Here is a 23,125-nt window from a genome sequence, read left to right on the forward strand (position 1 = left end):
CTCACCGTCGCGAGGCGGGTACGACTTCCGCTCACCGTCGCGAGGCGGGTACGACTTCCGCTCACCGTCGCGAGGAGGGTACGACTTCCGCTCACCGTCGCGAGGAGCGTACGACTTCCGCTCACCGTCGCGAGGCGGGTAGGACTTGCGCTCGCCACGGTTGTCACCGCGGTCATCACGCGAGTTGTACGGACGACGCTCGCCATCGCGGGGCGGGTAGCTCTTGCGCTCGCCGCCACGTCCGCTGGCATCCCGTCGGCCATCCTGGCCGCCGCGTTCGTTGCGGTTGCCCGCTCCACGGTCGTTGTTTGAGCTTCGCCGCTCGTTGTCGTTTGCGTCCATGAATAGCTCCTCGGGATGCGCTGTCGAATTGTTGTTGTACTCGTTTGGATGCGCCTCACCTTGGACGCTTGCGTCGCCACCCAGCCTACGCCAACGCGGTTCCGAGCTTCAGGGTCCCTGACTCGTGCGTCTGCTGCCGTCCGAGTGGTCGTAAAGGCGGCGCGTAGTACTTGATGGCAAATGAAAAAAGCCGGGGTTGGTGGGTGAGGAGCATCTCTGCTCACTCACCAACCAACCCCGGCTCATGAAGAAGTCCGGCGGTGACCTACTCTCCCACAGGGTCCCCCCTGCAGTACCATCGGCGCTGAGAGTCTTAGCTTCCGGGTTCGGAATGTAACCGGGCGTTTCCCTCTCGCTATGACCGCCGAAACACTATGGACAAACCATCATGTTTCGAACCACACACCACACCCAAAACGGGCCGGCATGTGGTCGATTCTCGATCGTCTATCGAGAACCACAAAGTGGACGCGAACAGCAACAACATTCATGTGCATGTTTTATCAAATCATCAGCTTATTAGTACCGGTCAGCTCCACACATTTCTGTGCTTCCACATCCGGCCTATCAACCCAGTCGTCTACTGGGAGCTTCTCCCCCGAAGGGATGGAAATCTCATCTTGAAGCCGGCTTCCCGCTTAGATGCTTTCAGCGGTTATCCGTTCCGAACGTAGCCAATCAGCGGTGCTCCTGGCGGAACAACTGACACACCAGAGGTTCGTCCATCTCGGTCCTCTCGTACTAAAGATAGATCTTCTCAAATTTCCTACGCGCGCAGCGGATAGAGACCGAACTGTCTCACGACGTTCTGAACCCAGCTCGCGTGCCGCTTTAATGGGCGAACAGCCCAACCCTTGGGACCTACTCCAGCCCCAGGATGCGACGAGCCGACATCGAGGTGCCAAACCATGCCGTCGATATGGACTCTTGGGCAAGATCAGCCTGTTATCCCCGAGGTACCTTTTATCCGTTGAGCGACAGCGCTTCCACAAGCCACTGCCGGATCACTAGTCCCGACTTTCGTCCCTGCTCGACTTGTCAGTCTCACAGTCAAGCTCCCTTGTGCACTTACACTCGCCACCTGATTGCCAACCAGGTTGAGGGAACCTTTGGGCGCCTCCGTTACTCTTTAGGAGGCAACCGCCCCAGTTAAACTACCCACCAGGCACTGTCCCTGAACCGGATTACGGTTCGAAGTTAGATATCCAGAATGACCAGAGTGGTATTTCAACAACGACTCCACGAACACTAGCGTGCCCGCTTCACAGTCTCCCACCTATCCTACACAAGCCACACCGAACACCAATACCAAGCTGTAGTAAAGGTCACGGGGTCTTTTCGTCCTGCTGCGCGTAACGAGCATCTTTACTCGTAATGCAATTTCGCCGAGTTCGCGGTTGAGACAGCTGGGAAGTCGTTACGCCATTCGTGCAGGTCGGAACTTACCCGACAAGGAATTTCGCTACCTTAGGATGGTTATAGTTACCACCGCCGTTTACTGGGGCTTAAATTCAGAGCTTCGCCGAAGCTAACCCTTCCTCTTAACCTTCCAGCACCGGGCAGGCGTCAGTCCGTATACATCGTCTTGCGACTTCGCACGGACCTGTGTTTTTGATAAACAGTCGCTTCCCACTGGTCTCTGCGGCCATCAATGCGCTTTCAGGAGTAAATCCCTATACGCCTCAGGCCCCCCTTCTCCCGAAGTTACGGGGGCATTTTGCCGAGTTCCTTAACCACGATTCTCTCGATCTCCTTGGTATTCTCTACCTGATCACCTGTGTCGGTTTGGGGTACGGGCGACTAAAACCTCGCGTCGATGCTTTTCTTGGCAGCAGAGGATCACCGACTACCTCACAAAAGTGAGTTCCGCGTCAGATCTCAGGCTTCACGAGTGACGGATTTGCCTATCACTCACCCTACATCCTTGCCCGGATTCAACCAATCACCCGGTTCGGCTACCTTTCTGCGTCACACCTGTTAATACGCTAACCGCACCAGAACGGGGTCGAGCGCTAGGCTTCCCACCCACCCGAAGGCAGACGAGAAGATTCGGACTCTTAGCACTACTGGATTAGCTTGGGCGGTTTTTCGCCGGCCACGGGAATATCAACCCGTTGTCCATCGACTACGCCTGTCGGCCTCGCCTTAGGTCCCGGCTTACCCAGGGAAGATTAGCTTGACCCTGGAACCCTTGATCATTCGGAGGACGGGTTTCTCACCCGTCTTTCGCTACTCATGCCTGCATTCTCACTCGTGTAGCGTCCACGGCTGGTTTCCACCGCCGCTTCACTCGCCACACGACGCTCTCCTACCCATCCACACGACTGGACCACGAAGGCCTGTCTATAAATATGAATGCCACAACTTCGGTGGCGTGCTTGAGCCCCGTTACATTGTCGGCGCGGAATCACTTGACCAGTGAGCTATTACGCACTCTTTCAAGGGTGGCTGCTTCTAAGCCAACCTCCTGGTTGTCTGTGCAACTCCACATCCTTTTCCACTTAGCACGCGCTTTGGGACCTTAGTTGGTGGTCTGGGTTGTTTCCCTCTCGACTATGAAGCTTATCCCCCACAGTCTCACTGCTGCGCTCTCACTTACCGGCATTCGGAGTTTGGCTGACGTCAGTAAGCTTTTGGGCCCCATCGGCCATCCAGTAGCTCTACCTCCGGTAAGAAACACGCAACGCTGCACCTAAATGCATTTCGGAGAGAACCAGCTATCACGAAGTTTGATTGGCCTTTCACCCCTAACCACAGCTCATCCCCCCAGTTTTCAACCTAGGTGGGTTCGGTCCTCCACGAAGTCTTACCTTCGCTTCAACCTGGCCATGGATAGATCACTTCGCTTCGGGTCTAGGACATGCGACTGAATCGCCCTATTCAGACTCGCTTTCGCTACGGCTGCCCCACACGGGTTAACCTCGCCACATATCACTAACTCGCAGGCTCATTCTTCAAAAGGCACGCCGTCACAGCTACAAGGCTGCTCCGACGGATTGTAAGCAAACGGTTTCAGGTACTATTTCACTCCCCTCCCGGGGTACTTTTCACCTTTCCCTCACGGTACTTGTCCGCTATCGGTCATCTGGGAGTATTTAGGCTTATCAGGTGGTCCTGACAGATTCACACGGGATTTCTCGGGCCCCGTGCTACTTGGGATACTCTTCAACGTCAATACACGCATTTCGACTACGGGACTCGCACCCCCTCTGGTCAGCCATTCAAAGCTGTTCGTCTATACGCTACTGTCACGCCCACTGCCTGGTAGAGCAGCATGAAAAGTCCCACAACCCCGACCGTGCAACCCCTACCAGGTATCACACACGACCGGTTTAGCCTGATCCGCGTTCGCTCGCCACTACTAACGGAATCACTGTTGTTTTCTCTTCCTGTGGGTACTGAGATGTTTCACTTCCCCACGTTCCCTCTACCCGCCCTATATATTCAGGCGGGAGTCACCAGGTCACCACAAGGGGCCTGGCGGGGTTTCCCCATTCGGAAATCCTCGGATCAAAGTTCGATTATCAACTCCCCGAGGCTTATCGCAGATTTCTACGTCCTTCTTCGGCTCCAGATGCCAAGGCATCCACCGTTTGCTCTTAAAGATTTGATTTACACATGAGTAGCCAATCATTTCATTCTCAGAAACTCTTGACTAAAATTGCTGAACACCACAAACCCAACCATCCGAAGACGATCAACATTTGCAGCATTCAAGATGCTCGCGTCCACTGTGTAGTTCTCAACATACGATCGGTACCAACCCGACTGACACAAAGCCAACCAAGAAGGCCCGAGAGTCCGATCCACCACCACCCCAACTTCCCGAAAGAAGCCGCGAGCAGCAGCAGGCCCGGTCCCTCAGGACCCAACAGCGTGCACACCAGCACTCACCATCACCCACACGTTTCCAACCCCAAAGGGCGTACTCCGCACGAACAACAACAAGCACCGAATAGTCAAATGTTCCACCCATGAGCGCCACCGGTCGACGTTTGCGACCGAAATGACTTCAGCTCCACACCCCGAAGAGTGCGTGCTAAGTGCTCCTTAGAAAGGAGGTGATCCAGCCGCACCTTCCGGTACGGCTACCTTGTTACGACTTAGTCCTAATTACCGATCCCACCTTCGACGGCTCCCTCCAAAAGGTTAGGCCACCGGCTTCGGGTGTTACCGACTTTCATGACTTGACGGGCGGTGTGTACAAGGCCCGGGAACGTATTCACCGCAGCGTTGCTGATCTGCGATTACTAGCGACTCCGACTTCATGGGGTCGAGTTGCAGACCCCAATCCGAACTGAGACTGGCTTTTTGGGATTCGCTCCACCTCGCGGTATTGCAGCCCATTGTACCAGCCATTGTAGCATGCGTGAAGCCCAAGACATAAGGGGCATGATGATTTGACGTCATCCCCACCTTCCTCCGAGTTGACCCCGGCAGTCTCATATGAGTTCCCACCATTACGTGCTGGCAACATACGACGAGGGTTGCGCTCGTTGCGGGACTTAACCCAACATCTCACGACACGAGCTGACGACAACCATGCACCACCTGTATACCGACCTTGCGGGGCGAACATTTCTGAACGTTTCCGGTATATGTCAAGCCTTGGTAAGGTTCTTCGCGTTGCATCGAATTAATCCGCATGCTCCGCCGCTTGTGCGGGCCCCCGTCAATTCCTTTGAGTTTTAGCCTTGCGGCCGTACTCCCCAGGCGGGGCGCTTAATGCGTTAGCTACGACACGGAAACCGTGGAATGGTCCCCACATCTAGCGCCCAACGTTTACGGCATGGACTACCAGGGTATCTAATCCTGTTCGCTCCCCATGCTTTCGCTCCTCAGCGTCAGTAATGGCCCAGAGATCTGCCTTCGCCATCGGTGTTCCTCCTGATATCTGCGCATTCCACCGCTACACCAGGAATTCCAATCTCCCCTACCACACTCTAGTCTGCCCGTACCCACTGCAGACCCGAGGTTGAGCCTCGGGATTTCACAGCAGACGCGACAAACCGCCTACGAGCTCTTTACGCCCAATAATTCCGGACAACGCTTGCACCCTACGTATTACCGCGGCTGCTGGCACGTAGTTAGCCGGTGCTTTTTCTGCAGGTACCGTCACTTTCGCTTCTTCCCTACTAAAAGAGGTTTACAACCCGAAGGCCGTCATCCCTCACGCGGCGTTGCTGCATCAGGCTTTCGCCCATTGTGCAATATTCCCCACTGCTGCCTCCCGTAGGAGTCTGGGCCGTGTCTCAGTCCCAGTGTGGCCGGTCACCCTCTCAGGCCGGCTACCCGTCGTCGCCTTGGTGAGCCATTACCTCACCAACAAGCTGATAGGCCGTGAGCCGATCCATAACCAAAAAATCTTTCCAAACACAGACCATGCGCTCGTGTTAGATATCCAGTATTAGCCACCGTTTCCGGAGGTTATCCCAGAGTTATGGGCACGTTGCTCACGTGTTACTCACCCGTTCGCCACTAATCCACCCAGCAAGCTGGGCTTCATCGTTCGACTTGCATGTGTTAAGCACGCCGCCAGCGTTCGTCCTGAGCCAGGATCAAACTCTCCGTAAATGAATAACAACCAAACAACCCGAAAGCTGCCTGATAAACATCACGCCACCACACCGAAGTGCGATGACAAGTTTGAAACTGACAAAAAACAAAACAACACCAAACCCGAAGGCTCAGTACTGACTTGTATTGTCCAAATATGTTTCCAAAAGGAATCCTTACCCCTCCAGAAAGAAGAGGCACGGGATCAAATTGGCATTTGACATAGTGCACGCTGTTGAGTTCTCAAGAATCGAGCGCTTCCCTCTTCAGACCTCACGGCCATCTCTAAGGAGAAATCGCTTGCACTGCAAACCCCGGACAAGAACCACGGACCGTGAGCATGAAGCTCATCCTCCGCACAACCACCTGGAAGAACCAGAGGCCGTTGATCTCGCTACCCGGTGAGGCAGGAGTTCCGAGTGTAGATCATGTTGCTCCAACTTGCAAGAACAAGTGGCAGATGCTGATCTTTCTTTCAGAACTGTCCGGCCCGTGCGACCCGCTCTCGCGTTTCGCTCCGTCGGCCTGACGAGTGATTACATTACGCAGGGCCAGCCCGGCGCACAACTCGGCGCACATCCCGGGCGTGTCGGTGACAGCCGGACGAGCCGTCAGGCCCGGAATACCAGGCCTGCGAGCGTCTTCTTGCCCCGACGCAGCACAGCGACTCCGCCGGCAAGCGCGGCCGATTCACTCACGACGGTGGACTCATCGGTCACTCGCTCATTGTTGAGCGAGACCCCACCCTGCGAGATCGCACGGCGGGCCTCACCGAGACTCTTCGCGAGTCCGGTGTCGACAAGGGCCTGCGCGACCGGCGCACCATCCACGATCTCTGCGTTCGGAAGTTCGAGGATCGCCGAGCGCAACGTCTGGCCATCGAGCTCGGAGAGCTCGCCCTGCCCGAAGAGCGCCGCGGAAGCTGCGATGACCGCTTCGGTCGCTGCCTCACCGTGCACCAGCGAAGTCACCTTCGAGGCGAGCGTCTTCTGCGCGACTCGCTTGAAGGGCTCGCTTTCGACAAGGGTCTCGAGCTCGGCGATCTCGGCACGAGTGAGGAACGTGAAGATCTTGATGCGCGCGATGACGTCAGCGTCGTCGGTGTTGAGCCAGAACTGGTAGAACGCGTACGGACTCGTGAGCTCGGCGTCGATCCAGATCGCATTGCCCTCGCTCTTGCCGAACTTCGTCCCGTCCGCGTTGGTGATGAGGGGCGTCCCGAGCGCATGGACGCTTGCGCCTTCCGTGCGGCGGATCAGATCGACACCGGAGGTCAGGTTGCCCCACTGGTCGCTGCCACCCGTCTGCAGAACGCAGCCGTAGTTGCGATGCAGCTCGAGGAAATCGATCGCCTGCAGGATCTGGTAGCTGAACTCCGTGTACGAGATACCCGCCTCGGAGTTGAGCCGGGCCGAGACGGCATCCTTCTTGAGCATCGAACCGACACGGAAGTGCTTGCCGATCTCACGCAGGAAGTCGATCGCCGAGAGCGGCGCCGTCCAATCCAGGTTGTTCACCATGCGCGCCGCGTTGTCACCCTCGAACGACAGGTAGCCATCGATCTGCCCGCGGAGGCCCTCGACCCATTCGGCGACGGTCTCTCGGGAGTTGAGCGTGCGCTCCGCAGTGGGGCGCGGATCGCCGATGAGACCGGTCGAACCGCCGACGAGTCCAAGCGGCTTGTGGCCGGCGAGCTGCAGGCGACGGAGGAGGATCAGCTGCACCAGGTGGCCGAGGTGCAGGCTCGGAGCGGTCGGATCGAACCCGCAGTAGTACGTGATCGGCCCCTCGTTCATCCGCTCCTTGAGCTCGGCCAGATCGGTCGAGACGTGGATGAACCCGCGCCACTCGAGTTCGTCGATGACGTGCTCGAAGGTGGCGTCGTTGTGCTGGGTCGTCAGATCACGCGTAGTCACCGCGCAACCGTATCAAGCAGTTGACGACTCAGTGCCGCCCCGCGCGGAGTGACCTGTGCGCGATGTAGCGGGAAACGGACGCCTCGCCGTCGAGCCAGAGGCGCCAGTCGAACGGATGCGCACCACCCGGGGCGCCAACCCCGACGCGAAGCCCGCGCACGACAGCACGCCGCGCGTTCGGCGCAGGCGGCTCAAGCGCGAAGGGGTCGGCGTCGAAGCGGGCGCCGTCATCGTCGATCATTGCGCCGAGCGCCGTGACCAGGTTTCCCGGTCCGCGGGCCAGCTCATGGTCGCGCAGCGGAGCAGCCGAACGGCGGCCCTCGCTGCGCCGAGCCCTCGCCAGCTCGACCCCGTCGACGACCTCCCCGGCTCGCAGAAGGACTGCGGATGAGATCCCGGCCTCCCCCGCCACGACGTTGAGGCAGGTGTGGATGCCGTAGATGCGGTACGCGTACAGGTGCCCGGCGGGGCCGAACATCGTCGAGTTCCTCGCCGTTCGACCCCGGAAGCCGTGCGACCCCGGATCATCCGATCCCGCGTAGGCCTCGACCTCGGTGAGGCGGACGGACACGGTGCCCTCGGGCGAGGTACGCGAAAGGACCGCCCCCAGCAGCGCGTCTGCTGCGGGGAGCGGTCCTTCGCGAAGGGCCCGTGGAGGTCCTGGTGCACTTGGGAGCCTAGGACCTGAGCGACGCCAGTCGCTCGCGGAGTTCTGCGATCTGCTCGGTCACACGGACGGGAGCCGTGCCGCCCCGTCCGTCTCGGGTCGCGACGGAGCCGTCGACCGACAGGACCTCGCGTACCTCAGGTGAGAGATGCTCGGACACCGCCGAGATCTCGTCGTCGCTCAACCCGTCGAGGTCGACTCCCCTGGATTCTGCAGCCTGGACCATGGACCCGGATACCTCGTGGGCCACCCGGAATGGGACCTGGCGCTTCACGAGCCACTCTGCGACGTCCGTCGCGAGCGAGAAGCCCTGCGGCGCGAGCTCACGCATCCGCTCACCGTGGAACGTGAGCGTCGCCACCATTCCCGTGAAGGCGGGCAGCACGAGCTCGAGCGTCTCGACGGAGTCGAAGATGGGCTCCTTGTCCTCCTGCAGGTCGCGGTTGTACGCGAGCGGGAGCGCCTTGAGCGTCGCCAGCAGGCCGGTCAGGTTGCCGATGAGACGCCCTGCCTTGCCGCGAGCGAGCTCGGCGATGTCCGGGTTCTTCTTCTGCGGCATGATGCTCGACCCCGTCGAGTAGGCGTCATGCAGCGTGACGAAGCCGAACTCCTTCGTGTTCCAGAGGATGATCTCCTCGGAGAGACGCGACAGGTCGATGCCGATCTGCGCCGCGATGAAGGCGAACTCAGCGACCAGGTCGCGGCTCGCCGTCGCGTCGATCGAATTCGGCGAGGAGGACGCGAACCCGAGCTCGCGCGCTACACGCACGGCGTCGAGCCCGAGCGTCGACCCGGCGAGGGCGCCCGCGCCGTACGGCGACTCGTCGAGTCGCCGACCGAAATCGCGCAGACGATCGAGATTGCGAACGAGCGGCCACGCGTGGGCGAGGAGGTGGTGCGAGAGCAGCACCGGCTGGGCGTGCTGCAGGTGCGTCCGGCCAGGCATGATGACCTGGATGTTGAGCTCGGCCTGCTGCGCGAGCACGTCGACGAGCGTCTCGAGCTGCTCCGCGATGGTCGCGCTGTGGTCGCGCAGATACATGCGCACGAAGGTCGCGATCTGGTCGTTGCGGCTGCGACCCGCGCGCAGCTTGCCGCCCAGCTCCGGACCCGCGATCTCGATGAGCCCGCGCTCGAGAGCGCCGTGCACATCCTCATCGCTCTCCGCCGCCACGAACTCGGCAGCGACGACACGTCGCTCGAGCTCGGTGAGCGCGTCGAGCATGCCGGCGAGCTCAGCCTCGTCGAGGTAGCCCGCGGCCGCGAGCGCACCAGCGTGCGCCCGCGACCCGGCGATGTCGTACGTGGCGAGCTGCCAGTCGAAGTGGGTGGACTTCGACAGCCGCGCGAGCTCCGGGGACGGCCCGTCGCTGAAGCGACCGCCCCAGAGCGCGCCCTGCGTGGTCACTCCCCCGGACTTCGGTCCGCCCTCGGATGCGACCATGCTCAGAGTTCCGGCTTGTCGCGGCGCGCGGAGATCTTGGACGGCAGGCTCCAGAGCTCGATGAAGCCCTTGGCGTGCGACTGGTCGAACGTGTCGCCGGTGTCGTAGGTCGCGAGGCTGTAGTCGTAGAGCGACTCCTCCGAACGACGGCCTGTGACGACGGCGCGGCCGCCGTGCAGCGTCATGCGCACCTCGCCGGAGACGTGCTCCTGCGTGTGGTTGATGAACGCATCGAGCGAGCGCTTGAGGCCCGAGAACCAGAGTCCGTCGTAGACCAGGTTCGACCACTCGGCCTCGATGCCGCGCTTGAAGCGTGCGACATCGCGCTCGAGCGTCAGGTCCTCGAGGTGCTCGTGCGCCTCGATGAGGGCCAGTCCGGCCGGGGACTCGTAGATCTCGCGGCTCTTGATGCCGACGAGGCGGTCCTCGACGACGTCGATGCGACCGACACCCTGGTCACCGGCGAGCGTGTTCATGAGCTCGACGACCTGGATGGGCGAGAGCGCCTCGCCGTTGATCTTGACCGGGACGCCCTGCTCGAACGTGACCGTCACCTCGGTGGGCTCGCGAGTCTCGTCCGGGCTCTTCGTGTAGGTGTAGAGGTCTTCGATCGGCGGGTTCCAGGGGTCCTCGAGGAAGCCGGTCTCCACCGCGCGACCCCAGACGTTCTGGTCGATCGAGTACGGGCTCTTCTTCGACTGCTCGATCGGCAGGTTGTGCTCCTGCGCATACACGATGGCCTTGTCACGTGTGAGCGCGAGGTCGCGCACCGGCGCGATCGACGTGAGCTCCGGGGCCACGGCCGCGACGGCCGCCTCGAAGCGAACCTGGTCGTTGCCCTTGCCCGTGCAGCCGTGCGCGATCGAGTCGGCACCGAGCTCGCGGGCGGTCTTCGCCAGGTGCTTCGCGATGAGCGGGCGAGAGAGCGCCGAGACCAGGGGGTAGCGCTTCTGGTAGAGCGCGTTCGCCTTGAGCGCGGGCACGATGTAGTCGCTCGCGAACTCCTCGCGAGCGTCGACGACCACGGACTCGACAGCGCCGCAGTCAAGCGCTCGCTGTCGCACCTTCTCCATGTCCTCACCGGCCTGGCCGACGTCGATCGCGAGTGCGACCACGTCCTTGCCGGTGGCATCCTTCAGCCAACCGATGCCGACGGAGGTATCGAGACCTCCGGAGTATGCGAGAACGACGCGTTCCGTCATCAATGCTCCTAGCGTTTGAGTCTTGTGTTCAGTCTATGTGCGGTGGATGCGCGGGTCAGGCCGCGGCTTTGGCGAGTAGCCAGACGAGGAGTGCCTTCTGGGCGTGGAGGCGGTTCTCCGCCTCGTCCCAGATGACCGACTGCGGACCGTCGATGACAGCCGCGTCGACCTCGTAGCCCCGGTCGGCCGGGAGGCAGTGCAGGAAGATGGCGCCATCTGCGGCCTTCGCCATCGTCTCCTCGGTGACCCGGTAGGCGCTGAGCGCGTCGATGCGGGTCTGCTTCTCGTCTTCGCGTCCCATGGACACCCACGTATCGGTGACGACGACATCGGCCCCGGCGACGAGGGCGTCGACGTCGTCGCCGACCATCACGGATCCACCGGTCTCCGCGGCGATGCGCTCGGCGTCGGCGACGACGTCGGCGCGCGGCTGGTAGCCGACGGGCGCGGCGATACGGACGTGCATCCCCGCCGTCGCGCAGGCGAGGAGGTAGGAGTGACCCATGTTGCTCTCACCGTCGCCGAGGAAGACCAGCGTGCGTCCCGCAGGGTCGCCGAGGTGCTCGTTGACCGTGAGCAGATCAGCGAGCAGCTGGCACGGGTGGAAGTCGTCGCTCAGGGCGTTCACAACCGGGACGAGCGCGCCGTGCGCCATCTCCTCCAGGCCGCTCTGCGCGTAGGTCCGCCAGACGATGGCGGCGACCTGGCGTTCCAGGACGCGAGCCGTGTCCGATGCGGTCTCCTTGCCACCGAGCTGGCTGGACGCCGTCGAGATGATGAGGGGCGAGCCACCGAGCTCCGAGATCCCGACGTGGAACGAGACTCGTGTGCGCGTCGAGGTCTTGTCAAAGATCACGGCCACGCTGCGGGGCCCCTCGAGCGGACGCGCGGAGAAACGATCGCGCTTGAGCACCGCGGCGAGCTCGAGCACCTCGCGCTGCTCGGCGGGTGTCAGATCGTCGTCGCGGAGGAAGTGGCGAATCACAGTGTTGCCTTTCAGTGGGTGACGGAGAGGTGTCAGAACGACGGGCGTAGGCGCATCAGGCGGAGACCTTGGTGCCGAAGCCCTCGGTGGTGAAGATCTCGAGCAACATCGAATGGGGCACCCGGCCGTCGATGATCGCGGCCTGGTCGACACCGCCCTCGACGGCTTCTATACACGCCTGCACCTTCGGGATCATGCCGGCCGACAGCGTCGGAAGCAGGGCACGCAGCTCTTCGAGCTTGATCTCGGAGATGAGCGAGTCGACATCCGGCCAATCCCGGTACAGGCCCGCGACATCAGTGAGCATGATGAGCTTGGCCGCGCCGAGCGCCTGCGCCAGCGCCGACGCGGCTCGGTCAGCGTTGATGTTGAGCGCCTTTCGGGGCGTGTCGATGTCGCTCGCGATCGACGAGACGACGGGGATGCGGCCGGCCGCGATGTCGGCCTTGACCACCGTCGGGTCGACGCTCTCGATCTCACCGACGAGGCCGAGATCGACGGTCTCGCCGTCGATGAGGAGCTTCTTTCGCCTCGCCTGGAACAGGCCGGCATCTTCTCCGCTGGTCGCCACCGCGATCGGAGCGCGCTCGTTGATCGCCGCCACGAGCTCACGCGCTACCTGGCCCCCGAGCACCATGCGGACGACCTCCATGGCCTCCTCACTGGTGACGCGGTAGCCGTCCTTGAACTCGCTCTCAATGCGCAGCCTGCCGAGCATGCGAGAGATGTGCGGGCCGCCGCCGTGCACGATCACGGGCTTGATGCCCGCGTAGCGCAGGAACGCGATGTCAGATGCGAACGCCTCGAACAGCTCGGTGTCGACCATGGCGTTTCCGCCGAACTTGATCACGAGGACACGACCCGAGAACTCCTGCATCCACGGCAGCGCCTCGATGAGCGTCTCGACCTTGGAGGTCGCCTTCTCGTACAGGTCAGGAGTGGTCATGCTGCCCCTTTCGGGCCGGTCAGAAACCGTCGGGCTGGTCCGGCATCCGCTCGGCGGCTGTCGCTCCTCATCTCGACTCGCGTGGCTCGTCAGGACGAGTACGCGCTGTTCTCGTGCACGTAGTCGTGCGTCAGGTCGTTGGTGAGGATGGTCGCCTCGCTGACGCCCGCATGCAGGTCGATCAGGACGCTCGTGTCGCGCGGGGTGAGGTCGACGAGCTCTGCGGGCTCGTGCGGAGTGCCAGCGCGGCAGACCATGACGCCGTTGATCGTGACGTCCAGCGCCTGCGGGTCGAACTCCGCGTCCGTCGTGCCGACCGCCGCGAGCACGCGACCCCAGTTCGGGTCATTGCCGAAGATGGCCGCCTTGAAGAGGTTCGACCGAGCGACGGCCCGTGATGCGTCGAGCGCGTCCTCCTCGGTCGCGGCGCCGATCGTCGTGATCGTCACGTCGTGGCTCGCGCCCTCGGCATCCTGCTGCAGCTGACGTGCGAGGTCGGCGCACACGTCGGTGAGCACCGCCGTGAAGGCCGCCTCATCTGGCGTGACGCCGCTCGCGCCCGATGCCATGAGCGTGACCTGGTCGTTGGTCGACATGCAGCCGTCCGAGTCGACACGGTCGAAGGTCACCCGCGTCGCAGACCGCAACGCTCGGTCGAGCGCCACGGACTCGAGGTCGGCGTCGGTCGTGATGACGACGAGCATGGTCGCGAGCCCGGGCGCGAGCATCCCCGCACCCTTCGCCATGGCTCCGACGACGTACCCCTCGCCCTGGCGCACAGAGCGCTTGGGCTTCGAATCGGTGGTCATGATGGCAAGCGACGCCTCATCGCCCGCTTCTGCGGTGTCGGAAAGCGACTCGGCCGTGAGCTCGACGCCGCGCAGGACGCCGTCGCGGAAGCTCTGGTCGCCGACGCCGATGAGCCCGGTCGAGCAGACCAGCACGTCGCCAGCTCCGATGCCGAGCTTCGCGGCCACAGCCTCCGCAGTCTGGTGCGTGGTCTGGAATCCGAAGGAGCCCGTGTAGCAGTTCGCGCCGCCGGAGTTCAGGACGATGGCGGAGATGGAACCGCCCCTGATGGCCTCCTGCGACCACAGGATGGGGTTGGCCTTGCATCGGTTGCTGGTGAAAACCGCGGCGCAGGCCGCGCTCGGACCGTCGTTGACGACGAGGGCGACGTCACGTCGCCCCTCCGACTTGATGCCGGCGGCGACACCTGCCGCACGGAAGCCTGCTGCTGCGGTCACGCTCACGGTGCCACTCCGTCCAGGGGAAGGCCAAGCGACTCCTCGAGTCCCAGGGCGATGTTCGCTGACTGCACCGCGGCGCCCGCGGTGCCCTTGCCGAGGTTGTCGATCGCGGCGACCGCGACGACCCTGCCCGCTCGCTCGTCGACACCGATGCCGATGGATGCGCGGTTCGAGCCGGTCACGTCACCGGTCCGCGGCCACTCCCCATCGGGGAGGAGCTGCACGAAGCGCTCAGCTCCATACGACTCCTCATAGGCGGCGCGCAGCTGGGCCGCATCCACGCCATCGGACAGGTGCGCCGTCGTCGTAGCCAGGATGCCGCGTGCCATGGGCACCAGGACCGGAGTGAACGCAAGCGTGACCTCGGCCCCACCCGCGCGGCGGAGGTTCTGCCTGACCTCGGGGTTGTGCCTGTGCCCGCCCGTCACGGCGTACGGGTTGGCCGAGCCCATGAGCTCCGATCCGAGCAGCGAGACCGCTGCCTTCTTGCCAGCCCCGGATGGGCCGACGGCGAGGACGGCGGTGAGGTCGGACGGCTGCACGAGCCCGCGGTGGAGCGCCGGGGCGAGCGCGAGCGTGATCGCCGTGACGTTGCAGCCTGGGACGGCGACTCGTGAGACTCCCTTGAGGTTCGCGCGCTGCTTGGTCTCGGCCCCTGAGAGCTCGAGCTCGGGCAGGCCGTAGGCCCAGGTGCCGAAGAAGTCGCCGCCGTAGTACTCGGCCCAGTCCTCCTCGCGCTCGAGGCGGTGGTCGGCTCCGCAGTCGATGACCAGCGTCTCCTCCCCCAGCTCCGCAGAGATCGCCCCGGATGCTCCGTGGGGCAGCGCCAGGAACACGACGTCGTGCCCTCTGAGCACATCCGCGGTCGTCGGCTCGAGCACCAGATCGGCGTAGCTCGCGAGGTGCGGATGCACGCGCAGCAGTCGCTCACCCGCGTTCGCGTGCGCGGTGACGGTGCGGACCTCGAGTTCGGGGTGCGAGGCGAGAATGCGCAGGAGTTCGCCACCTGCGTACCCGCTCGCCCCAGCTACTGCAACGGAGAAAGCCATGCCGTTCATCCTAGGCCGTGCCACCCCCACCACGGTCGACCGGACCCACGGGCGCCTCCTGGGGCGTCTCCTGCGGGAATGTCGAGCGCGCCACGCGCGTTCCACTCGTAGGCTTGACAGGCTGAGGCCTCGACGTTCACGCGTCGGCGGCGCGATGCCGATGAGAGGACGACGTGACACTGAACACCGAAGACGCAGCTTCCACCACGAGCGCCGACGGGGCACCGACCGCGGTCCAGGCGCTGAGCGACACACGGGTGAACCAGCTGCGACGAGACTTCCCGATCCTCGACCAGGAGGTGAACGGCGAGCCGCTCGTGTATCTCGACTCCGGCGCGACGTCACAGCGGCCGACTCAGGTTCTCGAGGTCGAGCGGCGTTTCCTCGAGCACGAGAACGCGGCCGTCCATCGCGGGGCGCACACGCTCGCGGCCCTCTCGACGGTCGCCTTCGAAGATGCTCGCGAGACTGTCGCCGCCTTCGTCGGCGCCGCCCCGGAGCAGATCTCCTGGACGCTGAACGCGACCGACGCCATCAACCTCGTGACCGGTGGCATCCGCATCGCCAGCGCGGGCCGCGGCGGACCACGGGCAACACGCCTAGCGATCGGCGAGGGCGACGAGATCCTCATCACCGAGGCCGAGCACCACGCCAACCTGGTGCCGTGGCAGGAGCTGGCGCTGGACACCGGCGCGACACTCGTCTACGTGCCGGTCAACGATCGTGGGACCTGGAGCGTCGAGGATGCGGCCGCCCTCATCTCCTCGCGGACCAAGGTCTTCGCCTTCGCGCACGTCTCCAACGTGACCGGCCTGGTCGCGGATGCGAAGCGCCTGACCGAGCTCGCGCACGACGCGGGTGCGATCGTCGTCCTCGACGCCTGCCAGTCGGTGCCGCACCTGCCAGTGAACTTCCCGGCGATCGGCGTCGACTTCGCCGCGTTCTCCGGGCACAAGATGCTCGGCCCCAACGGCGTCGGCGTCCTCTACGGGCGCGCCGAGATGCTCGACGCGCTGCCGCCCGCCCGCACAGGCGGGTCGATGATCTCGACCGTCACCATGGAGGCCAGCGACTTCATGGCTCCCCCGACGCGCTTCGAAGCCGGCACGCAGCCGGTCTCCCAGGTCGTCGCGCTCGCCGAGGCCGTGCGCTACCTCGAGTCGGTCGGCATGGATGCGGTCGCGTCCCACGAGGCCGAGATGGGCCAGCTCCTCCTCGCCGGCCTCTCCGGCGTTCCAGGCGTGCGCGTCATCGGCGAGCCAGCCGGCGTGCCCCGCGCGGGCCTCGTCAGCTTCGAGGTCGAGGGCGTCCATTCGCATGACGTGACCCAGTTCCTCGACTCGAAGGGCATCGCGGTTCGCGGTGGCCACCACTGCGCACAGCCCCTCCACCGGAGGCTCGGGCTCACGGCGTCCACACGCGCCAGCAGCTACCTCTACACGACCCGTGAAGACGTCGACCGCTTCGTCCTCGCGGTCGGGCAGATCCGCGCCTGGTTCGGAGTGGACGCGTGAGCGCGCTCGACGGCCTCTATCAGCAGCTCATCCTCGAGCATTCGAAGAAGCGGTCTGGCGATGGCCCCCTCGCCGACGCCGAGGCCGAGCACTTCGAACGCAACCCCAGCTGCGGCGACGAGATCACCGTGCGCGTGAAGCTCGACGAAGCCGGCACCGGTCTCTCGGAGCTCGCATGGCAGGGCGACGGATGCAGCATCTCCATGGCTTCCGCGTCGGTGCTCAGCGAGCTCGCCGTCGGCAAGACCACCGCCGAGATCGAGGAGCTCGTCGCCGCGTTCCGCCTCATGCTCCGGACCCGCGACGGCTCGGAGCCCGACGAGGACCTGCTCGAGGACGCGGTCGCGTTCCAGGGCGTCTCGAAGTTCGTCATGCGCGTCAAGTGCGCCATGCTCGCCTGGGTGGCCCTCGAGGCGAGTCTCAAAGAGGCCTCGGTCGCCCGCGAGCACTGAGTCTCCTTCAGCGTGCAACTCCGCTCCACGCGGAACAGCATCGCCCGGCCCCATCGGGGCCGGGCGATCTCTGTTTCGAGTTCGTGCTTTGGAGTTCGTGCGTCCGTCAGGCGCGCATGGTCGCGCCGAAGCGCTCCGCCGCCAGCGTCGCGCCCGCTTCCTTGGCCTCGCTCGCCTCGGCGGCCGTCAGCGTGCGGTCGGTCGCACGGAAGCGAAGCGCGAACGTCAGGCTCTTCTGCCCGTCCTCGAGCCCCGCACCGCGGTAGTCGTCGACGATGGTGAGCTGCTCGAGCAGCGCACCGGCACCTTCGGTCACAGCCGCCGACACGGCGGCGGCGGGAACGGTGGCGTCCACGACGAGGCTCAGGTCCTGCGTGGCTGCCGGGAAGGTGGAGATGGGCTCTGGCAGCACCTCGCGTCGTGCCAGGTCGATGACCGCGTCGAGGTCGACCTCGAACGCGGCGACGACGCGTGGCAGGTCGGCCCCCTCAGCGATGTCGGGGTGCACCTCGCCCGCGAAGCCGACGACGATCTCGTCGACCCCGAAGCTCAGGAACAGCTCCGCGCAGCGGCCGGGGTGGAAGGCGCGGTGTGTCCCCTGCCTCACCTGGATGTCCGCGCCGGTCGCGAGGCCGAGCTGTGCGACCAGCTCGAGTGCGTCTTCCCAGGACGCGGCGGTCGGGGCGTGGCCGGGGCGCTTGGGCTCGCGCTGTCCGAGCACGATGCCGGCAGCATGCCGCGGTTGTGGCGGCAGGCCGGCCTCGAGCTCCGCGATGCGCTCGGGAGTCGGTCGAACGGCGACCGACGGCACCTCGTCGACGCCGTACACGACCCCGGACTCCGGCTTGAAGACGGTGCCCGTCTCGAAGATCGCCAGGTCCGTGAGGCCACGGGACACGTTCCGGTGCGCGATGGTGAGAAGTCCCGGCAGGAGGCTCGTCCGGAGCCACGCCGCACGCGGGTCGAGCGGGTTGGCGAGCTTGACCGCCGCCACCTCGCCAGCATCAGGTCGGCCGAACGTGACCGTGTCCGCCTCGGCGACGAACGGGTAGCTCTGCACCTCGACGGCGCCGGACGCCGCCAGGACATCCGCCGCAGCCCGACGCAGGCGCTGCTCGCGGGTCAGCCCTCGCCCGGGAGGGGCGACGGGGAGGCGGGATGGGATGCGCTCGAAGTCGCACAGGCGCCCGATCTCCTCGACGAGCGTGACCGGCTCGGTGAGATCGCCGCGCCAGCTCGGAACGGTGACCCCGAGGAGTCCCTCCGCTTCCTCCCAGACCTCGCAGCCCACGGCACGCAGCGCACCGATCGTCTCGTCGAGCGAGTAGTCGATGCCCATGATTCGAGACGCGGCATCAACCGGAAGGATCAGCGACTCGGGGGTGGGGATCTGCTCGTGAACGCTTCCCGCACGAACCACACGTCCGCCAGCGTGTTCGACCAGCAGCTCCGCGACGCGTGCCGCGGCCGGCTGCGCGACGCGGGGATCGACGCGACGCTCGAAGCGACGCGAGGCCTCGCTCGGCAGCTTGTGCCTGCGCGCGGTGCGCGCGATGGAGATCGGTGAGAACGACGCGGCCTCGATGAACACGTTGCGAGTCTCCGTGCTCAGCTCGGTCTCCTCGCCACCCATGACCCCGGCCAGACCGATCGGTCCCCGATCGTCGGTGATGAGGATGTCCTCGGCGCTCAGCGTGCGCTCCTTGCCGTCGAGGGTCGTGAGCTGCTCCCCCTCCGCCGCACGCCGCACCCGGATGCCGCCGCGCAGCTTGTCCAGGTCGTAGCCGTGGATGGGCTGCCCCAGCTCGAGCATGACGTAGTTGGTGATGTCGATGGCGATGCCGAGCGGACGGATGCCCGCGAGGCGAAGTCGCTGGGCCATCCAGGGCGGCGTCGGCCGAGTGGCGTCGATGCCCTCGACGACGAGGCCGACGAACACGGGGGCCATCGGCTGGTCCCGCACGGAGGCGTCATCGTCGACCGAGACCGGGACGCGCACATCCTGCGCGTCAGCGGCGACGGCTTCGGCCAGGATCGCCTCGAGCTGCGGTCGCAGCGCGGGATCGCTGAAGGCGACGCCGGTCGCGTTCGAGTACTCCCGGACGAGGCCGCGGATCGACATCGCGTAGCCGCGATCGGGGGTGACGTTGACCTCGACGGCCTGCTCGGTGAGGCCGAGCAGCTCAATGGCATCGGTGCCCGGGGTCGCGCTGACGCCGAGCCTGGACAGCACGATGATGCCCTCGTGGTCGTCGCCCATGCCGAGCTCACGCTGGGACGCGATCATGCCGTCGGACACATGCCCGTACGTCTTCCGGGCCGCGATGGCGAAATCGCCCGGAAGGACGGCGCCGGGAAGCGTGACGACCACCGAGTCGCCCACGCCGAAGTTATGCGCGCCGCAGACGATGCCGCGCACATCCGCACCGCCATCGGCCGCGAGCTGACCCTCAGGCGCAACACGCACCTGGCACCAGTTGATGGTCTTCCCGTTCGACTGCGGCTCGGGCTCGGCCGAGAGCACCTCACCCACGACGATGGGGCCCTGCAGCTGCGTGCCGTGCACGGCTTCGTCCTCGAGCCCGACACGAACGAAGGCATCGAGCACCGATGCCGGGGACACCGAGGCGGGGATCTCCGCGTACTCGCGGAGCCAGGAGAGTGGAGCGCGCATGACTAGATCACCATTCCGAACTGAGTGCTGAAGCGGACATCGCCCTCGACCATGTCTCGCATGTCGGTGAGCGCGTTGCGGAACATGAGGGTGCGCTCGACGCCCATGCCGAACGCGAAGCCCTGGTACTCCTCTGGGTCGACACCGGCCGCCAGCAGCACGTTGGGGTGCACCATGCCGCATCCGCCCCACTCGATCCAGCGCGGGCCGCCCTTGGCTCCCGGGTGCCAGATGTCCATCTCGGCACTCGGCTCCGTGAAGGGGAAGTAGTTGTTGCGCAGACGGATGCGGGCCTCGTCGCCGAACATCGACGTCGCGAAGTGCTCGAGCGTGCCGCGAAGGTGAGCCATCGTGAGGCCCTTGTCGATCGCGATGCCCTCGAACTGCGTGAAGACGGGCGTGTGCGTCGCGTCGAGCTCATCGGTGCGGTACGTGCGACCCGGTGCAAGCACATAGAGGGGCACGCCGCGCTCGATGAGGGAGCGCATCTGAACGGGCGACGTGTGGGTGCGCAGCACGAGGTGCCGGTCGGCGGGCTCGACGAAGAAGGTGTCCTGCATGGCTCGGGCCGGGTGGTCGGCGTCGAAGTTGAGCGAGTCGAAGTTGAACCACTCGCTCTCGAGCTCCGGCCCTTCCGCGATCTCCCAGCCCATGCCGACGAAGATGTCGCTCACCCGGTCCTGCAGCACGGTGAGCGGATGCCGGGCTCCCGTTCCGCGAGCGGGTCGCGCGAGCGTGACGTCGACGGTCTCCGCAGCGAGACGCGCGGCGGCCTCAGCTTCGGCCAGCTCCCGCTCGCGAGCGGCGAAGGACTCGTTGACCCGGCTGCGGGCCTGCCCGATGAGCTGACCGGCTTCCTTCTTGCTCTCCTTGGGGACGGAGCGCATGGCGGCGTTCAGCGACGCGATCGCCGAACCCTCCGCCAGGTGCTCGGCGCGCACGCGCTTGAGTGCGGTCAGGTCGGGCGCCGCGGCGATGGCGGCGAGTGCCGCGTCGACCGCGGAGCCGACGGCTTCCTGCGTGATGGGGTTCGATGAGGCGTCAGACACAAGCGTCGAGTTTAGCGAACGCAGTGGACAACGGCTCCAGAACCATGGATCCGCTTTTCTCACGCTGTGAGACGAGGCGTGTCGGGGCCTCCGGGAGAACGCGGCTTCGTCCCGTTCCTCGATCAGGATCCGCGTGAATCCGGCGATCTTCCAGGGTCCAGGTGTATCCATGAGCACCGAAATTGTGGCCGACGTGCACCAATCAGGTAACCATCTCGTTGCGAAAGCGAGAAATAGGCAACCGCGCAGTCTGACGCTGTGGTGGAATCGCTCCATGCAAAATCAGAGCGAGCCCCTCGTCGTCGTTGATCACGTCGAGAAGCACTACGGTGAATTCCACGCCCTGAAGGACATCAATCTCAACGTCGAGCGCGGTCAGGTCGTCGTCGTCATCGGGCCCTCCGGTTCCGGCAAGTCGACCCTGTGCCGCACGATCAATCGACTCGAGACGATCACCTCGGGGGAAATCCGGATCGACGGGAAGGTGCTGCCCAAGGAAGGGAAGGCACTCGCCGCGCTCCGCGCCGACGTCGGCATGGTCTTCCAGTCCTTCAACCTCTTCGCGCACAAGACCATCCTCGAGAACGTGGCTCTCGGCCCCATCAAGGTCCGCAAGCTCTCGAGGGCCGACGCCGAGAAAGAGGCAAAGGCGCTTCTCGACCGCGTCGGCATCGGCCACCAGGCGGCGAAGTTCCCTGCCCAGCTCTCCGGTGGTCAGCAGCAGCGTGTCGCGATCGCCCGCGCACTGGCCATGAAGCCGAAGGTCATGCTCTTCGACGAGCCCACGAGCGCCCTCGACCCCGAGATGATCAACGAGGTCCTGGACGTCATGGTCGATCTCGCGAAGGAGGGCATGACGATGATTGTCGTGACCCACGAGATGGGCTTCGCCCGCAAGGCGGCCGACCGGGTCGTCTTCATGGCCGACGGCCAGATCCTCGAAGACCAGGCGCCTGAGGACTTCTTCACGCACCCGAAGACCGACCGCGCCAAGGACTTCCTCTCCAAGCTCATCACCCACTGACGGCAGGCGCGGACCGCGCCCCGACCGTCCTCCAGGACCAGACAGACTTCCAACAGAAGGAGAAGAAATGCGAAAGACCAAGCTCAGCGCCATTCTCGGCGCAGGCATCCTGGCCTCACTCGTACTGACCGGATGCGCCGAAGGCGCCCCGCCCGCTGCAGGCGGCGACGAAGGCACCACGACCGGTGAAGCACCCGTCTTCGAGGTCGCGACGGACGTCGCGATCGAAGGCTCGCCCACGTTCGACGCCATCAAGGCGCGCGGCGACAAGGTCGTCGTCGGCGTCAAGGAAGACCAGCCGAACCTCGGCTACCTCGACGCTGTTACCGGTGAGCGCACCGGCTTCGACGTCGACGTCGCACGCTGGATGGCCGCATCGCTCGGCGTCTCCGAGGAGAACATCGAGTTCAAGCCGATCGCCTCCGCCAACCGCGAGCAGGCGATCTCCAACGGCGACATCGACTACTACGTCGGCACCTACTCGATCACCGACAAGCGCAAGGACCAGATCGACTTCGCCGGTCCGTACTTCGAGACCGGACAGGGCCTCCTCGTCGGCGCCGACTCCGAGATCACGGGTGTCGACGACCTCGTCGCCGGCGTCAACGTCTGCTCCGCGACCGGCTCGACGCCGATCCAGAACATCCGCGACAACTACCCAGAGGTCACGACCACCGAGTTCGACACGTACTCGCAGTGCGTCGAGGCGCTCCTCAACGGCCAGGTCGATGCAGTGACGACCGACGAGGCCATCCTCATCGGCTACGCGGCTCAGGACCCTGAGCAGCTCAAGGTCGTCGGCGAGCCCTTCAGCGAAGAGCTCTACGGCATCGGCCTCGCCAAGGGCGACGACGCGCTCCGCGACCACTTCAACACGACCCTCGAAGAGGGCGGCGACGTGTGGCAGTCGATCTTCGACTACAACCTCGGCTCCTCCGGAACCACGGTCTCGCAGCCAGCGGTCGACCGCTACTAATCCCACAGGCGAGCGGCGGCGAGACTCACTCTCGCCGCCGCTCGTTCGCACCTAGGGCGCCTCGCGCCCTGTCTCAGAA

Annotated in this window: 13 protein-coding genes, 3 rRNA genes and 2 pseudogenes; 4 read left to right on the forward strand and 14 right to left on the reverse strand. The window is 64.5% G+C overall.

What is annotated here, in order from left to right; genetic code table 11:
- From ACQFZP_RS12305 to argC, 12 genes and pseudogenes are all read right to left on the reverse strand, one after another.
- Positions 1–342, reverse strand: a pseudogene (locus tag ACQFZP_RS12305) (primosomal protein); the annotation flags it as partial.
- Between the two features lie 252 nt (positions 343–594).
- Positions 595–711, reverse strand: a 5S ribosomal RNA gene (gene rrf / locus ACQFZP_RS12310).
- Positions 712–841: 130 nt separating this feature from the next.
- A 23S ribosomal RNA gene (locus ACQFZP_RS12315) occupies positions 842–3,955 on the reverse strand.
- Positions 3,956–4,396: 441 nt separating this feature from the next.
- Positions 4,397–5,916 (reverse strand): 16S ribosomal RNA (locus ACQFZP_RS12320).
- Together the 16S, 23S and 5S rRNA genes form the textbook arrangement of a ribosomal RNA operon.
- A gap of 593 nt (positions 5,917–6,509) precedes the next feature.
- Positions 6,510–7,814, reverse strand: a complete 1,305-nt coding sequence (gene tyrS / locus ACQFZP_RS12325; protein WP_179557578.1) for a tyrosine--tRNA ligase — start codon at positions 7,812–7,814, stop codon at positions 6,510–6,512.
- 28 nt (positions 7,815–7,842) lie between these two features.
- Positions 7,843–8,448, reverse strand: a pseudogene (locus tag ACQFZP_RS12330) (DNA-3-methyladenine glycosylase); the annotation flags it as partial.
- A gap of 43 nt (positions 8,449–8,491) precedes the next feature.
- Positions 8,492–9,925 (reverse strand): argininosuccinate lyase, encoded by a 1,434-nt coding sequence (gene argH / locus ACQFZP_RS12335; protein WP_211891556.1) that lies wholly within the window; start codon positions 9,923–9,925, stop codon positions 8,492–8,494.
- Positions 9,926–9,927: 2 nt separating this feature from the next.
- Positions 9,928–11,127, reverse strand: a complete 1,200-nt coding sequence (locus tag ACQFZP_RS12340) for an argininosuccinate synthase (RefSeq protein ID WP_104311539.1) — start codon at positions 11,125–11,127, stop codon at positions 9,928–9,930.
- A 55-nt stretch (positions 11,128–11,182) separates the two neighbouring features.
- Positions 11,183–12,112 (reverse strand): ornithine carbamoyltransferase, encoded by a 930-nt coding sequence (argF, locus tag ACQFZP_RS12345; RefSeq protein WP_104311538.1) that lies wholly within the window; start codon positions 12,110–12,112, stop codon positions 11,183–11,185.
- 55 nt (positions 12,113–12,167) lie between these two features.
- Positions 12,168–13,058 (reverse strand): acetylglutamate kinase, encoded by an 891-nt coding sequence (gene argB, locus ACQFZP_RS12350; protein WP_211891557.1) that lies wholly within the window; start codon positions 13,056–13,058, stop codon positions 12,168–12,170.
- Between the two features lie 89 nt (positions 13,059–13,147).
- Entirely contained in the window at positions 13,148–14,311 is a 1,164-nt protein-coding gene (gene argJ, locus ACQFZP_RS12355; protein ID WP_211891558.1) for a bifunctional glutamate N-acetyltransferase/amino-acid acetyltransferase ArgJ, read from the reverse strand.
- Complete coding sequence (gene argC, locus ACQFZP_RS12360; protein ID WP_211891559.1) at positions 14,308–15,357, reverse strand: N-acetyl-gamma-glutamyl-phosphate reductase; 1,050 nt, start codon at positions 15,355–15,357, stop codon at positions 14,308–14,310. The genes argJ and argC overlap by 4 nt, the downstream gene beginning before the upstream one ends.
- Positions 15,358–15,599: 242 nt before the next feature.
- On the opposite strand from argC, the gene ACQFZP_RS12365 reads away from it, so the two are divergent.
- Positions 15,600–16,871, forward strand: coding sequence for a SufS family cysteine desulfurase (locus ACQFZP_RS12365; protein WP_211891795.1), 1,272 nt, complete (start codon positions 15,600–15,602; stop codon positions 16,869–16,871).
- On the forward strand, positions 16,868–17,323 hold the full coding sequence (gene sufU, locus ACQFZP_RS12370; RefSeq protein WP_211891560.1) for a Fe-S cluster assembly sulfur transfer protein SufU: 456 nt from the start codon (positions 16,868–16,870) through the stop codon (positions 17,321–17,323). Before ACQFZP_RS12365 ends, sufU begins: the two co-directional genes overlap by 4 nt.
- A gap of 106 nt (positions 17,324–17,429) precedes the next feature.
- Here sufU and pheT read toward each other — a convergent pair whose 3' ends face one another.
- Together pheT and pheS are read right to left on the reverse strand one after the other, a co-directional pair.
- Positions 17,430–19,997 carry a phenylalanine--tRNA ligase subunit beta gene (pheT, locus tag ACQFZP_RS12375; protein WP_211891561.1) on the reverse strand — a complete coding sequence of 856 codons (2,568 nt, stop codon included), beginning with the start codon at positions 19,995–19,997 and terminating at the stop codon, positions 17,430–17,432.
- 2 nt (positions 19,998–19,999) lie between these two features.
- The gene (pheS, locus tag ACQFZP_RS12380) at positions 20,000–21,046 is read right to left on the reverse strand and encodes a phenylalanine--tRNA ligase subunit alpha (protein ID WP_179557572.1); all 1,047 of its coding nucleotides are present in this window, start codon (positions 21,044–21,046) and stop codon (positions 20,000–20,002) included.
- 274 nt (positions 21,047–21,320) lie between these two features.
- Here pheS and ACQFZP_RS12385 point away from each other — a divergent pair, with 274 nt between their 5' ends.
- Positions 21,321–22,070, forward strand: coding sequence for an amino acid ABC transporter ATP-binding protein (locus tag ACQFZP_RS12385; protein ID WP_104252994.1), 750 nt, complete (start codon positions 21,321–21,323; stop codon positions 22,068–22,070).
- Between the two features lie 67 nt (positions 22,071–22,137).
- Positions 22,138–23,046 carry a glutamate ABC transporter substrate-binding protein gene (locus ACQFZP_RS12390; RefSeq protein ID WP_104311531.1) on the forward strand — a complete coding sequence of 303 codons (909 nt, stop codon included), beginning with the start codon at positions 22,138–22,140 and terminating at the stop codon, positions 23,044–23,046.
- Positions 23,047–23,125: the final 79 nt, after the last annotated feature.

Source organism: Pseudoclavibacter sp. Marseille-Q434 (assembly GCF_050315415.1).
Lineage (GTDB): Bacteria > Actinomycetota > Actinomycetes > Actinomycetales > Microbacteriaceae > Pseudoclavibacter.

What these genes read in the sequence shown, in the direction of transcription:
- argH (WP_211891556.1), bottom strand. Translation starts at nt 9,925, where the DNA reads ATGGTCGCATCCGAGGGCGGACCGAAGTCCGGGGGAGTGACCACGCAG.
- ACQFZP_RS12340 (WP_104311539.1), bottom strand. Translation starts at nt 11,127, where the DNA reads ATGACGGAACGCGTCGTTCTCGCATACTCCGGAGGTCTCGATACCTCC.
- argB (WP_211891557.1), bottom strand. Translation starts at nt 13,058, where the DNA reads ATGACCACTCCTGACCTGTACGAGAAGGCGACCTCCAAGGTCGAGACG.
- argC (WP_211891559.1), bottom strand. Translation starts at nt 15,357, where the DNA reads ATGGCTTTCTCCGTTGCAGTAGCTGGGGCGAGCGGGTACGCAGGTGGC.
- pheT (WP_211891561.1), bottom strand. Translation starts at nt 19,997, where the DNA reads ATGCGCGCTCCACTCTCCTGGCTCCGCGAGTACGCGGAGATCCCCGCC.
- ACQFZP_RS12385 (WP_104252994.1), top strand. Translation starts at nt 21,321, where the DNA reads ATGCAAAATCAGAGCGAGCCCCTCGTCGTCGTTGATCACGTCGAGAAG.
- ACQFZP_RS12390 (WP_104311531.1), top strand. Translation starts at nt 22,138, where the DNA reads ATGCGAAAGACCAAGCTCAGCGCCATTCTCGGCGCAGGCATCCTGGCC.